Source organism: Chitinibacter sp. ZOR0017 (assembly GCF_000799095.1).
GTDB classification, from domain to species: domain Bacteria; phylum Pseudomonadota; class Gammaproteobacteria; order Burkholderiales; family Chitinibacteraceae; genus Chitinibacter; species Chitinibacter tainanensis.
In genome coordinates this window covers 1-14333 of sequence record NZ_JTLG01000011.1, presented here as the reverse complement: position 1 = coordinate 14333, position 14333 = coordinate 1, and the positions used below count along the sequence as shown (strand labels likewise).

At 54.9% G+C, this 14333-nt stretch carries 11 protein-coding genes and 1 pseudogene; 8 read left to right on the top strand and 4 right to left on the bottom strand.

Going from position 1 to position 14333, the window contains the following annotated elements:
* Window positions 1-158: 158 nt before the first annotated feature.
* Entirely contained in the window at window positions 159-533 is a 375-nt protein-coding gene (locus L991_RS03535) for a hypothetical protein (protein WP_156128969.1), read from the bottom strand.
* Between the two features lie 72 nt (window positions 534-605).
* Between L991_RS03535 and L991_RS16300 the strand changes: the two genes are divergently transcribed.
* Complete coding sequence (locus tag L991_RS16300) at window positions 606-2234, top strand: response regulator (protein ID WP_051259113.1); 1629 nt, start codon at window positions 606-608, stop codon at window positions 2232-2234.
* Window positions 2235-2313: 79 nt separating this feature from the next.
* Here L991_RS16300 and ybaK read toward each other — a convergent pair whose 3' ends face one another.
* The gene (gene ybaK / locus L991_RS03525) at window positions 2314-2793 is read right to left on the bottom strand and encodes a Cys-tRNA(Pro) deacylase (RefSeq protein WP_047392333.1); all 480 of its coding nucleotides are present in this window, start codon (window positions 2791-2793) and stop codon (window positions 2314-2316) included.
* A 75-nt stretch (window positions 2794-2868) separates the two neighbouring features.
* On the opposite strand from ybaK, the gene L991_RS03520 reads away from it, so the two are divergent.
* Together L991_RS03520 and L991_RS16295 are read left to right on the top strand one after the other, a co-directional pair.
* On the top strand, window positions 2869-4329 hold the full coding sequence (locus tag L991_RS03520) for a YdiU family protein (RefSeq protein WP_052190561.1): 1461 nt from the start codon (window positions 2869-2871) through the stop codon (window positions 4327-4329).
* A gap of 229 nt (window positions 4330-4558) precedes the next feature.
* The gene (locus L991_RS16295) at window positions 4559-5308 is read left to right on the top strand and encodes an ABC transporter substrate-binding protein (RefSeq protein ID WP_052190560.1); all 750 of its coding nucleotides are present in this window, start codon (window positions 4559-4561) and stop codon (window positions 5306-5308) included.
* Here L991_RS16295 and L991_RS03510 read toward each other — a convergent pair.
* Window positions 5277-5954, bottom strand: coding sequence for a 3'-5' exonuclease (locus L991_RS03510; RefSeq protein WP_081986497.1), 678 nt, complete (start codon window positions 5952-5954; stop codon window positions 5277-5279). The two genes, L991_RS16295 and L991_RS03510, sit on opposite strands and share 32 nt — an antisense overlap.
* A 161-nt stretch (window positions 5955-6115) precedes the next feature.
* The gene (locus L991_RS03505; RefSeq protein WP_047392330.1) at window positions 6116-8461 is read right to left on the bottom strand and encodes a Tex family protein; all 2346 of its coding nucleotides are present in this window, start codon (window positions 8459-8461) and stop codon (window positions 6116-6118) included.
* Between the two features lie 136 nt (window positions 8462-8597).
* Between L991_RS03505 and L991_RS03500 the strand changes: the two genes are divergently transcribed.
* The 5 genes and pseudogenes from L991_RS03500 to L991_RS03480 form a co-directional block, all read left to right on the top strand.
* Window positions 8598-9368: a ParA family protein gene (locus L991_RS03500; protein WP_028450876.1), complete on the top strand. Its 771-nt coding sequence runs from the start codon at window positions 8598-8600 to the stop codon at window positions 9366-9368.
* Between the two features lie 66 nt (window positions 9369-9434).
* The gene (locus L991_RS03495; protein WP_047392327.1) at window positions 9435-10349 is read left to right on the top strand and encodes a hypothetical protein; all 915 of its coding nucleotides are present in this window, start codon (window positions 9435-9437) and stop codon (window positions 10347-10349) included.
* 584 nt (window positions 10350-10933) lie between these two features.
* Window positions 10934-12178 carry a hypothetical protein gene (locus tag L991_RS03490; protein WP_047392323.1) on the top strand — a complete coding sequence of 415 codons (1245 nt, stop codon included), beginning with the start codon at window positions 10934-10936 and terminating at the stop codon, window positions 12176-12178.
* A gap of 69 nt (window positions 12179-12247) precedes the next feature.
* Window positions 12248-12895, top strand: a complete 648-nt coding sequence (locus tag L991_RS03485; RefSeq protein WP_156128968.1) for a hypothetical protein — start codon at window positions 12248-12250, stop codon at window positions 12893-12895.
* Window positions 12896-13094: 199 nt separating this feature from the next.
* Window positions 13095-14333 (top strand): annotated as a pseudogene (locus L991_RS03480) (IS1182 family transposase); the annotation flags it as partial.

Below are 14333 nucleotides of genomic sequence, written 5' to 3'. Positions count from 1 at the left end.
GAATTGGTAGACGCACTAGGTTCAGGTCCTAGCGCCCGCAAGGGTGTGGAAGTTCGAGTCTTCTCTTGGGCACCAAATTCTTGAACAAAGCCTCAATCGCAAGATTGGGGCTTTTTTCTTTTCTGGCTAGTGAAAGCGCATTCCCGCTTCTGCGCTGATTACTGCGAACGCCCCTGCCGGTGCGCCCCTAGCCGCCAGAGCAAGATCACTAGCCCCATTAAGCCGCTGGCCAAGCCCGCCAAGAGCACGGCATAGCCCTGCGCCGGGGAGCCGCCCGCAAATAGCCATGCCCCAACGGCAGTCGCCTGCGTACACACGGCGCCCGGATGCAAACTGCTGCAGTGCCCCACCATCGAATTACTTTGCCAGGCAGACCAGGCGTCCCAATAAAAAACCAGCGCCGTTGCCGCGAGCAACAGCATGATCAAGGCAGGAAAAGTCGGTTTTTGGCTCATGCTGGCATTTGGCTCAAGGCGCTGATCACACGAATACGCCAGCATACACCCTGCGCGAGGATTGTACGTTTTTACCATCCGGTCGATCCCGCACTTTGAGCTTCGGCTATTTTGGCCGATAGTAATAGAAACCTTACTCTGTACAGGCCTATGTCCGCTGAAGAAATTGCTCAGGCCCATGTCCTCGTTGCTGATGACGCCCCAACGGTGCGGCAATCGGTGCGCATGACGCTGGCTCAATCCGGCATCAACCGGGTTGATACGGCCAGCAGCATTGGCGAAACCCGTCGCCGGCTACGCAATGGCCAGTATGACGCGGTGCTGTGCGACTACCACTTTGGTGAAGGCATGAATGGGCAGGAGCTACTGGAGGAATTGCGCCACAGTAGCGAGCTGCCGCTGTATACGATCTGGATCATGATCACCGCCGAGGCCTCGTATGAAAAGGTCGTGGCGGTAGCCGAAATTGGCCCTGATGATTATCTGATCAAGCCCTTTACCAGCCGCGATCTCACCCAGCGGCTCTCCAAAGCCTGGCAGCGCAAACGCTTTCTCAAGCCCGTGTACGACAAAATCAACATCGGCGACACCATGGGCGCGATTAATGAAGCCAAAGCCTTGGTGCCCAAGGCCGCGGGTTTTAGTAGCGACCTTATGCGTCTACTGTCCTCATTGCTGCTGGAAGCCGGGCGCCTGGATGAAGCGGCACGCCTGTATGAAGAAATCCTCAACCAGCGCATTGTGCCGTGGGCCAAGTTGGGGCTAGCGCGCACGTTGGCGCGGCAAGGCAAGAAAACCCAATCTGAAAGTATGATTCAGGCGGCGATTGTGGAACACGCGCAGTATGTAGATGCCTACGAAGAACTCGCCTCGATGTATATGGCCGAGGGGCGCCTGAACGAAGCGATGGCGGTGTTTGAAAAATGCCTGGCCATGACGCCCAATAATGTCGGCCGACTGCAAAAAGCCGGCAATCTGGCCAATATGCTCGGCGATGCCGGCCGGGCCAAGCAGTTTTTGGAACGCGCGGTCACTTGCGGCGGCAATTCGGCGGTACTCAATAGCGAAACCGTTTTGCAATTAGCCTTGGCGGCACGGCGCGAAAACAATGGCTCGGACGCCGACAAATACCTGCGCATGGTGCGTGAAATTGCCAAACGCGATGATTCGCTCGGCAATCGGGTGATCGATATTCTGGCCAGCGCCGTGTACGAAGGCCAGCCGCAGCAGCTGGAAAACGCAGCGGCATATCTGAGCAATAGCGAATTCACGCTTGAAATCGGCATGGCCTTTATCATGACCGCCGACCTGATTTGCCCACCCACGCTGGAAGGCGAGCAGCCCGACCATCATGCGCCGCCCTATAAATGGCTGTACGCGCTGGCGCGGCGCTTTGTGACCACCCGGCATATTTCCGGCATGCTGGAAAGCGCGGCCAATATGCGGCCGGTGTGGCAGCATTTTATCCAGCACAGCGGCAGCGAAGTCACCGAGCTGAACAACGAAGCCGTGCAGCTGATGCTGAAAAACGAATACACGCTGGCGCTAGAGCGGCTCATTCCGCTGGCGCAGAGCACCTGCAATCAGCGGCTGCTGCTCTCCTCTACCCACGCCATCATCAAATACCTGCGCTCCGAAGCCACGCCCGAGCCGCGCGAGCGCAGCAATCTCTTGAAACAAGCCAGCCAGTTTGTCGATCGGCTGGAGGGCATGATTGATTCGGGCACGCTGATCAATCTCAAGCAAGATTTAACCGGCCTGAATGGCGGCATTACCTAGCCAGCGGCATGCATTGGCATGTATACCCAGCCACGCCAATTAATTCGCTACTTGGCTGGCAATACCCCAATCCATCCATTCAAGCAATCACATCCACCAGTTGCACCGGCAGCAAGCTGGCCAGCGCTTGCGGCGCCAAACTCACCAAAAACCCGCGCTTGCCGCCATTCAGATAAATCAGCGGCAAATCCAGAATGCTTTGCTGCACATACACCGGCATGGTTTTCTTGGTGCCCAGCGGCGAAGTACCGCCCACCAGATAGCCGCTGTGTTTATTGGCCACCTCGGGCGCACACGGGGCGATGGTTTTGCAGCCAATCAGCCGGGCCAGATTTTTGGTGCTGACCTCTTTATCACCATGCATTAACACCACCAGCGGCTGTTTTTTCTCGTCTTCCATGATCAAGGTTTTGATCACGCAATGCTCATCCACACCCAGCTCGCGGGCTGAAACGGCCGTGCCGCCCTTTTCTTCGTAGGCGTATAAATGCTCGCCAAATGGCACTTTCTGCTGGCGCAAACAGCGAATCGCCTGCGTCACCGGCGCTTTTTCGCTCATCTTCTTTCCCCATGACAAACCCGGGTCTGGCCCGTACAATAGGCAATACCCGATTAAATAACTCAACTATTCGCAATGACCCAGCCGCATCCGCTTCACGCCTTGCCCTTGCAGCCGCGCTTTACCACGCTGTCGCCACGTTTTTACACCCCGACGGCGCCCACGCCCATGCCGGGCGCCGAGGTGGTGGCGCTGAATCAGCCGCTGGCGCAAGCGCTGGGGCTGGATTTGGCGGCCACGCCAGATCTGGCCGATTATCTGCTGGGCAACCGCATCCCGCAAGGCAGCCAGCCGGTGGCCAGCGTGTATTCGGGCCATCAGTTTGGCGTGAATGTGCCGCAGCTGGGCGATGGCCGCGCGCTGCTGATCGCCGAATTTGCCGCGCCCGAAGGCGCAATTTGGGAATGGCAGCTCAAAGGCGCAGGCCCCACGCCCTATTCGCGCCGCGGTGATGGCCGGGCGGTATTGCGCTCTAGCATCCGCGAATACTTGGCCTCCGAGGCATTACACCACCTGGGTATCCCCACAACCCGCGCCCTGGCGCTGGCCGCCTCGCCGCAGCGGGTTTGGCGCGAAACCGCCGAAACCGCGGCCGTGGTCAGCCGGCTGGCGCCCAGCTTTGTGCGCTTCGGGCATTTTGAATACTACTTTTACCAGGGCGAACCAGAGCGCATTCGCGAGCTGGCCGACTGGGTGATCCGCCATCATTATCCAGCCTGCCAAGCCGCCGAGCAGCCCTATCTGGCGCTGCTGCAGGCGGTGATTAGCCGCACCGCCACGCTGATTGCGCACTGGCAAGCTGTGGGGTTTTGCCACGGGGTGATGAATAGCGACAATATGTCGATCCTGGGCCTGACCCTAGATTACGGCCCGTATGGTTTTCTGGATGGCTTTGATGCCGGCCATATCTGCAATCATTCGGATGACAACGGCCGCTATGCTTACAATCAGCAGCCGCAAATTGGTCTTTGGAATCTGCATTGCCTCGCCCAAGCGCTGCTGCCGCTGATCGAGCGCGAGGATTTGCTGGCGGCCTTGAGCGACTATCAGCCGCAATTTGAAGCGGCGTTTGCCGAGCTGCTGCAGCGCAAGCTGGGCTTTAGCCAATGGCTGGATGAAGACTGGACTTTGGTCACCGATCTATTCGAGCTAATGCAGGCCACGCACACCGACTGGACGATTTTCTGGCGCACGCTCTCGCATTGGCCCGTGCAGCAAAATAGCGCCGAGCTGCGCGATTTATTCCTCGCCCGCACGCAATTTGATGACTGGCTGGCGCGCTACGCAGCCCGCCTGCAAGATGGCGTGGATGCCGCCAGCCGCAGCGCGCAAATGCTAGCCACCAATCCGAAATACATTTTGCGCAATCATCTGGCCGAGCTGGCGATTCAGGCCGCCCAGCAGGGGGATTACCGCGAAGTGCAGCAGCTGGAGCTGTGCCTGCGCCAGCCCTTTGCCGAGCAGCCCGAATTTGCCGCCTACGCCGCTTTGCCGCCCAGCTGGGCCAGCGAGCTCTCTGTCAGCTGCTCGTCATAATTAGGTATAGGACTGTAGGCCACACCTAAAAAGGCCTTCAGCTTCATACCCCCCAGCATACCGACCGCCACAGCACCAGCCGTCCAGTGGTGGCACCGTGCAGCTGCAGGGTGCTTGCTTGCTTACAGCCGCTGGCCTATAGCTGCACTATCGAGCGAGGCAGCGGCCGGGGGCGCGCATTATCATGGGCCGAATATTGAACTATTGGCGGGGCTGGCGGAGCCTGCTCATGCTACTACTGGCCAGCCTCAGCGCCGCACCGGTCGCAGCCAGTGATTGCCAGAGCGGGCTCAAAGTGGGCTGGGAAACCTGGGCGCCGTTTCATTACCAAGATGAGCAAGGCCAGATGCGTGGCTATGCGGTGGAAGTGCTGAACGAAATGGCGCGGCGCAGCCAGTGCAAACTGGTGTATCTGCAGCGCCCGTGGGTGCGCACCCTAACCGAGCTCGCCAGTGGCGAGCTTGATATCGCCATGGAAGCGCTCAAAACCCCGGAGCGCGAGCAGTATGCGTATTTTTCCGGCCCGTATAGCCCAACGATTATTCAGCTGATGTACAACACGCAACGGCAAAAACGCTGGCAGGTGAATGCACTGAAAGACCTCACCCAATACCCCGGACTGCGCATCGGGGTGGCGCGGGGCGATAGTTTTGGCAAAGAAATCGACGCTTGGCTCGCCAAAAAGCCACCCGGCATTTTGGTGGATGTGGCGCCCACCATGCAGGCCAATTTGCAAAAACTGGCGCTTAATCGGGTCGACCTGGTATTTACTTCTTCGCTCTCAGCCGAGGCAGTTTTGCGCGATTTCAAGCTCAAGCACATTGCGCCGCTGCCAGTAAGCTGGGCGGTGGAAGACGCACATTTTGCCTATAGCAAACAAGGTATGGATGAGGCCACCGTCACCCTGCTCAATACGGCACTGGAAGCCATGCGCAAAGATGGCACGCTTAAGCAGCTGATGCAGCTGTATCGCCACTAGCCGGCCCCGCTCCGCCCTGCGCCGCGCGATAATGAATCGGCGCGCTAGCCAGTGGCAGCTGTAAAGCCTGCCAGACTTGCAGTGCGGCATAGGCATCGTTGGCGGCATACAAGAGCTGATTATCCTGCAAGCGCGGGTTGGCCCAGTTCGAGGTTGTTACCCGCTTGGATTTGGTCAGCCGCTGGCCCAACACCACCGCCACCGCGCCTTTGACGCCCAGCGTGCTGGTGTAACCTTGGCGGCGGAAAATCGTATTTAAATCCAGCACGGCATCGAGCTCCAGCCCGAAATTGCGCCGCAAATCAGCTTTATCCGACGAGAGCCCAAAGCCCACTTTTACCACCGCGCGGCTGGCCAATACCGCCTGCAGCAATGGCCGACATTCGGCGCGGCTGGTTTGTAGCAAAAACGCCTGCGTGGCCGTGGTGAGCTGCACCAGATGCGGCCCGCGCGAGACCTCGCCCACTTTAAATACCGGCCGTGATTCGGTATCAAAGCCCAGCACCGGCGCGGCCAGTAGGCTAGCCTGCGCGGCGGCAAACTCGGCCGCCGTTTGCGGCACCACAATCTGCGCCAGCGTCAGCCCGGCAAATGGGGCAAACAGGGCAATTTCGTCTTTGCTAGGCGGAAAACGGCGTTCGGACATCGTGGGCTCGCGGCGGGAATCAGCCCCGCAGTATACGACCATCACGGGCCGCCGGCGCGGCCGCTGGCCACGCGGCAGGTGGCGGAGCGCATCCACCACCACATACCCAAGCAGGTATTGCCTACAGATCAATATTTCACAAGATCTAGCTGACTATACCCCTAGCGTTTCAGTTTAGCCAAGGCATCGGCAAAGGCGGTATTTAATGGCGCTGCGGCCAGCTGATGGCGGGGTTGGCCCTGCCCCGTGCGCGCGGATGCAGACGCTGAGTGCGACTTGCCGGTCGTCAGCTCGCCACGGCTGCGCCCACCTTGTCGCGCATCACTGCGCGCGGCGGGCTCATCATTCAGGCGCATGGTCAGTGCAATGCGCTTGCGCGGCACGTCGACCTCCAGCACCTTCACCTTCACCACCTGCCCGGCTTTCACCACCGCGTGCGGGTCTTTGACGAAAGTGTTCGCCAGCATCGAGATATGCACCAAGCCATCCTGATGCACACCAATATCGACAAACGCGCCAAAGTTGGTGACATTACTGACCACGCCTTCGAGCACCATGCCTACTTGCAGATCACTGATTTTCTCAATGCCCGCCGCAAAGGTGGCGGTTTTGAATTCGGGTCGCGGGTCGCGGCCGGGTTTTTCCAGCTCAGCCAGAATGTCTTTGACGGTAGGCAGGCCAAACTGAGCATCGGTCAGGCTCTCGGGTGCCACCGCTTGCAGCGCGGCGCGATTGCCCATGGTGCTGCGCAGGTCTTGCCCTAATTTTTGCAGCAGTTTTTCTACCAGCGGATAGGCTTCAGGGTGCACAGCCGAGGCATCCAGCGGATTATCGCCCTGCATAATGCGCAAAAAGCCGGCTGCCTGCTCAAAGGCTTTGGGCCCCAAGCGCGGCACTTTCAGCAGCGCTTTGCGGTTTTTGAATGCGCCATACTCATCACGGTATGCGACTACATTACTCGCCAATACTGGGCTTAAGCCAGATACCCTAGCCAGTAGTGCCGCCGAGGCGGTATTCACATCCACCCCCACCGCATTCACGCAGTCTTCCACCACGGCATCAAGCATACGAGCCAGCTCAGTCTGATTCACATCATGTTGATACTGCCCCACGCCAATGGCCTTGGGCTCGATTTTCACCAATTCGGCCAATGGGTCTTGCAAGCGGCGGGCAATCGACACCGCACCGCGCAGCGAGACATCGAGCTGCGGAAATTCTTTGGCGGCCAATTCAGAGGCCGAATACACCGAAGCGCCCGCTTCGGACACCACCACCTTAACCGGTTTTTTGCCGTCGATCTGGGCGATTAAGTCGGTGGCGAGCTGTTCGGTTTCGCGGCTGGCCGTGCCATTGCCGATGGCTATCAGCTCCACGCCATGTGTGTCGCATAGTTTTTTTAAGGTATGCAGCGCTTTATCCCAATCGCGGCGCGGCTCGTGCGGATAAATGGTATCGGTGGCGAGTAATTTGCCAGTGGCATCCACCACCGCCACTTTCACCCCGGTGCGCAAGCCCGGGTCCAGCCCGAGCGTGCAGCGCGGGCCCGCGGGCGCGGCCAGCAGCAGGTCTTTCAGATTACGCGAAAAGACTTTAATCGCTTCCAGCTCTGCGCGCTCACGCGCGGCGGTGAGCAGCTCGTTTTCCAGCGAGACGCCCAGCTTGGTGCGCCACGCCGCGCGCACCACCTCGCCCAGCCACAGCTCGGCGCACTGAGCGCTAATGCCCACATGCCGCGCGATGCGCTGCTCGGCGCTGCTCCAGATTTTGCTGCGCGCGCCGTTTTCGATTTCTTCCGGCAATTGAATGCCAATACTGAGGATTTTTTCATTTGCGCCGCGCAAGACCGCCAACACCCGGTGCGAGGGCATCGCCCCCCATTTTTCGGCAAAATCAAAATAATCGGCAAATTTCGCGCCCGGCTGCTCCTGCCCTTTCACCACTTTGCTAGTGACCAAACCGCTACTTTGTAAATGGCTGCGCAGCTGGCCAATCAACGCGGCGTCTTCGCCCCAGCTCTCCAGCAAGATAGCTTTGGCGCCTTCGAGCACGGCTTTGGTATCGGCAAAACCCTCGCACACAAAGCCCGCCGCCAGTTTTTCCGGGTCTTGCTGCGGATTTTTTAGCAATTGCTCGGCCAGCGTGGCCAGCCCGGCCTCGCGGGCGATTTGCGCTTTGGTGCGGCGCTTTTGCTTATAGGGTAGATACAGATCTTCCAGCGTTTGCTTGTTATCGGCGGCATCGAGCTGGGCGCGCAGCGCGGCGCTCATTTGCCCCTGCTCGGTGATCGTGGCGATGATGCTAGCGCGGCGCTCGTCCAGCTCGCGCAGATAGCGTAAGCGCTCAGCGAGCAAGCGCAGTTGGCCATCATCCAGACCGCCGGTCACCTCTTTGCGATAGCGGGCGATAAACGGCACCGTGGCGCCCTCATCCAGCAAAGCCACGGCGGCGCTGATTTGAGTGGGTTTGCAGTTCAATTCCTGGGCCAGACGGTGCGCAAGGCTGCTCATGCTTGATGACTCACAAATGAAATAGTGGCGCATTGTAACCATGTCGGATGGCGGCCGTCATGGCATAATCATCGGCCGCAGGATGACTATTGGCAGACTGTAGCTGGCCCGGCGAGCTACAGCAGATGGTGAGGCAATGACGGTAATCGCAGTGTTCAATCAGAAAGGCGGCGTGGGTAAAACCACCCTTTCAGCCAATCTGGCCGCCACGCTGGCGCAAAATGGCATCGCGCCGCTGGTGATTGATCTGGACCCCCAAGCTCACCTCACCGCCACCTGGGGCCTGAATCCGCGCGCCAGCCAAAGCATCTACCGCTTCTATCAGGGCACCTCGCCGCTCACCGACCTGATTCAAACCTCAGGCCCCGGTATTCATTTCATCCCATCGCATCTGGAATTAGCGCGGGTGGATTCGCAATTGGTGCGCCATCGCGACCATATCTGGCGCCTAAAACTGGCGCTGGAAGCCGAAATGCTGGCCGGTAGCGGCACGCCCATCATCATCGATTGCAGCCCGATGCTGGGTATTTTGTCATTTTCGGCGCTACTGGCCGCTGATTTGATTCTGATTCCGGTTGCGGCCGAGTTTCTGGCGCTCAATGGCGCCTGTATGCTCGAACGCACGCTGTTTGGGCTGGAAAAATTCGATCGCCGTCGCGAGCGCCGCTATATCGTGAACCGCTACCAAGACGGCAACCCCACCCACGAAAAAGTGCGCGCCCAGCTAGAAAAGCATTTCCCACGCGAGCTCTTGCGCACCATCATTCACGAAAGCAACGACATCATGGCCGCCGTGGGCGACAATCTGGATGTCTTCCGCTACGCGCCCGATAGCTCGGCCAGCACCGATTTCAGCTTTTTGCTGGATGAATTAATCGAAAAAAACCTGATCGGCATCGAAGAATAAGCCCGCCGGCGGGCTGGTACGTTTTCTGCTTTAATCAAGCACAGCGTTCGATTGCCGAGGTGAACCATGGCCCGTATTCCCAGTGAGCTTAGCGCGCTGGCGCAGCAGATCAGCCAATTCAAAACTCAAACCCTCAGTGACTTGAATGGCAGCCGTGCCAGCGGCGCTAGTGCCTTCGACCTAAACCAACTAGCAGCAGGGTATCTGGCGGGCAACCTCACCAATACTCAATCAGCAGGCAATACCTCTGCCAGCACGGCAATCAGCAGCATCGCCGGCCTCTCGCCCACCGGGCGCAATCTGGCCCTCCCTGACCCGGAAAGCGCGTACCGGATGATGAGCCACATCAATCAGCTGGCGGTGCAATATCCGGCCCAATCCAGCCGCCTGAGCACCATGCAAGAAGGCGTGAGCCAGCTCACCAAGCCAGCCGATCGCCTCGCTAGCCTCAGCCCGGCGGCAGATCTTGCCACGGTGCAGCAATCTTTGCAGGCGCTGGTAGATCAATACAATCAGTGGCGTTTTGATTTTAATGCCGATCTGCAAGACCCCGAGCTACTGGCTGGCACGCAAGCCGCGCAAGTGGCCCGCTATGAGCTGGCCCAAAGCATCGCCAGCCCGTTTCATGGCGCCGAGCAAGGCATCCAAGGCATGGCCGTATTGGGCTTGACTATCGACCCGGTGAGCCAGACCGCCAAGCTCGACCCCGCCCAGCTTGCGGCGCAATGGCAACGTCAGCCAGAAGCTGCCATGGCGGCCATCAATCAGTTTGGCGCGCATTTTAGCCGCAGCGCCAATTTGCTGACCGAGCGTGATAATTTCTTTGCCAAACAGCAGGCCAATCTCGGCCGCGTGATCGAATACATGCAGCAAAATCTACCGCAATTGCAGCAGGAATTTGGCCTTGGCGACCCAGCACAACCTTCGCCCAGCGTGGCTCGCGCCTATGCCGATTACCAGCGCCGCCACGCTGCCGTTTAATGATGGCACCCGATGTAGGGGCACGTTTCGCGAGCTAGCCCATCTTCAGCGTAAATCGGACATTTGCGGATTCTGAACACTTGTGACGATCCAGTCTGGCATTCGTGGCATGCTGCCGAGAGGATATGAATATTTTGAAGTCTGAGTGACTGCTGCTCGGCCAAAGCCGACGGCTGCTGTTCGGAGCAAAACGGCTGGTTTTGTGCACAATGCAGCCCTTCATGTGCTGTTGCAGCGACAGGTTGCTCCTGACGATTGCGTCAGCATAGAGTCAAGGTGACAATTAATCTTCTATAGACGGTTGAGGTCCGCCATTCGATGCTCAGAGAGATCCCTTCACTTGAAGGGCCGCTGTTTATCGGAAGGTATCGGTGGGCAATTCACTCTGTTTGGCCAAAGTGGCAGTCAAAACCTATTTATCGATGGCCATAATTACTATGCCACTACAGTCTGAACTGGCGGGTGAGATCTGTGCCTGCAAGAGGCCTAACCAATCGCGAGCCGACTAGCATCAGCAAGCCGCCGCTCACGGCTAAGCTTCAACGTTATATTTTCAACTCACTGCGTGACAGGAATAAAGAGTAATGATTGGACTCTTCGAAGAAATAAATAAACTGACCCTGGAAAAAAGTGAATTTTGCACGCATGGAAAATTCTGCAGGGCATTTCTTGAAAAAAACCCAGTCATTACTCAGAAGATAATCCCCTATATTGAAACCTCATCAAACTGCAAAAGCTTCCATTCAAAAGTAATGCGCATATATACGGAAAATCATGAAAATGAAAAGAGGGCAATACTACGTAAAATTGAAGAAAGATCATACAATCCTGGTGCCATTGCTTTTTATGCCCCTCTACTTGAAGAGGCAAATAGAAAGCTGACCATCAAGACATATCATGAGCTACTCAGCCATATCGAAGAGAATATAAATGAGTTTCCTGGCATCCTGGAAATTCTCAATAACTCGTTCAGGCAAATCCATGGAAACGACGATCAAGAATATATTCGTAGAAACTATGCAAGTTACTACATCGGCTCCATTTTGTATTCAAAGCATGAGCTATTGAGAGGTCGTATGGAAGTATTGGATTTAAAGTATTCATCCGTTGTTCAAGACGAATACTCAAAAATAGGCATAGACCTAAAAAAAGAAGATGCTCAGTTTTCGAAATACAGCCTCCTTAATCTCAATTCCAATATAAGCATATACAATAATAAGGACAGTCAAACCATAAAAGACTGTCGCATTGATAAATATTTTTGGATTGATGTTCCAAGAAAGCTGCTTTTTACAATAGAAGATTTAATTAAAAACAAATTCATCTCGGACATATCATTTAGGGTTGATTACGTTTCAGACCTTATTCCTATCATGGAAGAAATGGAGACCGGATCACCTCTAAAGTTAAAAGTATCAACCCTTCCTAAATTATCTAAGTTTTACTCCAAAGAGAATTATGGCGATAATTTATGGGTTCGCCATGACACAGTAAAGTCCAGCTTAACATTTGAAGAATTAATTGAAGACTTTGAGATAGTTGGTGACGACATTATCACTCAAGTTGTTCATCTTGAATACGCTTTAAGCAATGACGAATATCTCATAACTCACTTGGATCATGAGTTAATTCTATACACCCTAGAAGAATACGAAAAAAGACTGTCTAATCCAGACAGCAAAGGATATAAAAAAATAAAAACATTTAAAATTGATAACGCTAATATCCCTTTTTACTTTAAAAAAGAAGGCGAATATTTCCTATTCCAAGTCCTTGATGCATACCTTAAGAACACTGCCCTGATTTCGGAATACTTTGAAAAAATATAACAACTCGCTCAAGCCGACGCCGCAATGCGGCGCGGCTTAGCTCAAACGTTAGAACTTATCGAGACTCCTATGCGTCGCTCAGAATTACTCAAAGAGGTTAATGATTACGTTTCAAAAGCCGTATCTCGTTTGGAACGAAAGAGGTATGCACATGAAAGTGCTTACGTTGACGCCTTTTTGGGACGACTGGATGGGAAAATCAATTTTGGTAACAAAAATGGTGTCATTGACCTTCAATCAACCGTCGTGGCAGACCGTGGTCCAGGCGCTGCGGAGCATAAGTTTGGAGCTGATTTTGCTCTTGTTTTTAAGAGCAACTGTGAAGCGTTAAAGATCAATAAGGCGATTATTGCTCAAGCAAAGAATGGAATACTTGAGCAATTGTCGACGAGCGAAAAAACTCGCCTCACGACACAATGTAGGAAAATGGCAGAAGTTACTCAACACTATTTTGTTCTCGAAGCACCCACTGAAAATTATGTAATTCCAACCGTTCGTCTGGGAACGTTTCAAGACAGACAATGGTCTTCCGCGCAAATTCCATTCGGTGAATATCTGGTCGACTACATCATTTCCTGTACACATGGTGACAGAAGAGGTGATTTCATCGATGCCGTCGGTGATAGCAAGTTATCAACCCTTAAGGTTAATACCACCAACCTAACTTTTGAACCAGACCCACCCGATGACAACTATTATTTCCGCCCCGAGTTCTAACCTAACGCTCAACCCCGTTCGCTTCGCTCTCTAGACGCTGCACGAGAAAGCCGCGCAGCGCCGGTTAGCTCTACGTTAGAGTTTGGAGTGTAACTACAAACAGACATTGATGCCTCAAACATGAAAGTCCGCTTTGGCCGGAGGCTGTGTGAAAACACAGCTGGTCTACAATGAACAAACCGTTTGTTGGGACTCCTAGATGACACGCTTTGTTCAGGGTGATTGCCGAACGCAGGGTACTTTGCTTCCAGTTTTGCTAGATGATTACATCGGTGAAGATAATCCTGTTCGGATTGTCGATGAGTTTGTTGAGCAACTCGACTTACGGCAACTGGGTTTCTCTGGCTCAGATCCAAAGGCTACGGGCCGCCCAGCCTACCACCCCAGTTTGCAGCTCAAACTCTACATCTATGGTTACCTCAATCAGATTCAATCCAGCCGGCGACTCGAGCGTGAAAGTTTGCGAAACGTTGAATTGATGTGGCTACTTGGTCGACTGTCGCCAGATTTCAAAACGATCGCAGATTTCCGCAAAGATAACGGACAAGCAATCCGTAATGTTTGTCGGCAGTTCGTTGAACTGTGCCGCCAGTTAAAATTATTCACACAGGCGACGGTGGCTATTGATGGCAGCAAATTCAAAGCCGTAAATTCGCATGATCGTAACTTCACCCGTAGCAAGCTTGAAAAACGCATGCAGGAAATTGACCATTGCATTGAACGTTACCTGACCGCTATGGATACAGCCGATAGGCAGCCTGCTGAAATTGCCGAAGCAAGAACCAAACGGCTAACGCAAAAAATGGCGACGTTAAAATCTCGGATGGCAATGCTCAAGCAGGTGCAAGCACAGCTCGAACAAGAACCTGCCGGACAAATCTCCCTCACCGATCCAGATGCACGCGCCATGGCAACAAGTACCAGCCGTGGACTAGTCGGGTATAACGTTCAAACTGCAGTCGATACTCAGCACCACCTCATCGTGGCACATGAAGTTACTAATAATGGGAGTGATCGACGCCAGCTTGTGAAAATGGCCAAGCAGGCAAAAGACGCTATGGTCGCACCAAATCTGCAAGCCATTGCGGATCGTGGTTATTTCAGCAGTGAAGAGATTCAGGCTTGTGAAGAAGCAGGAATTACCGCCTTGGTGTCCAAGCCAATGACCTCCAATGCGAAGGCCGAGGGTCGTTTCGACAAAGACGATTTTGTCTTTGATGCGGTAGCGAATGAATATGTTTGTCCAGCGGGTCGTCGTCTGATTTGGCGATTTGCCAGTGTTGAGGCAGGATTAAATATGAATAGGTACTGGAGCTCCGACTGACCCCGGTGTCCGCTCAAAGAAAAATGCACGCCTAGCAGTTATCGCCGTGTTCGGCGCTGGGAACATGAAGACACGCTGGAAGCGATGCAAAAAAGATTAGATACACAGCCTGAC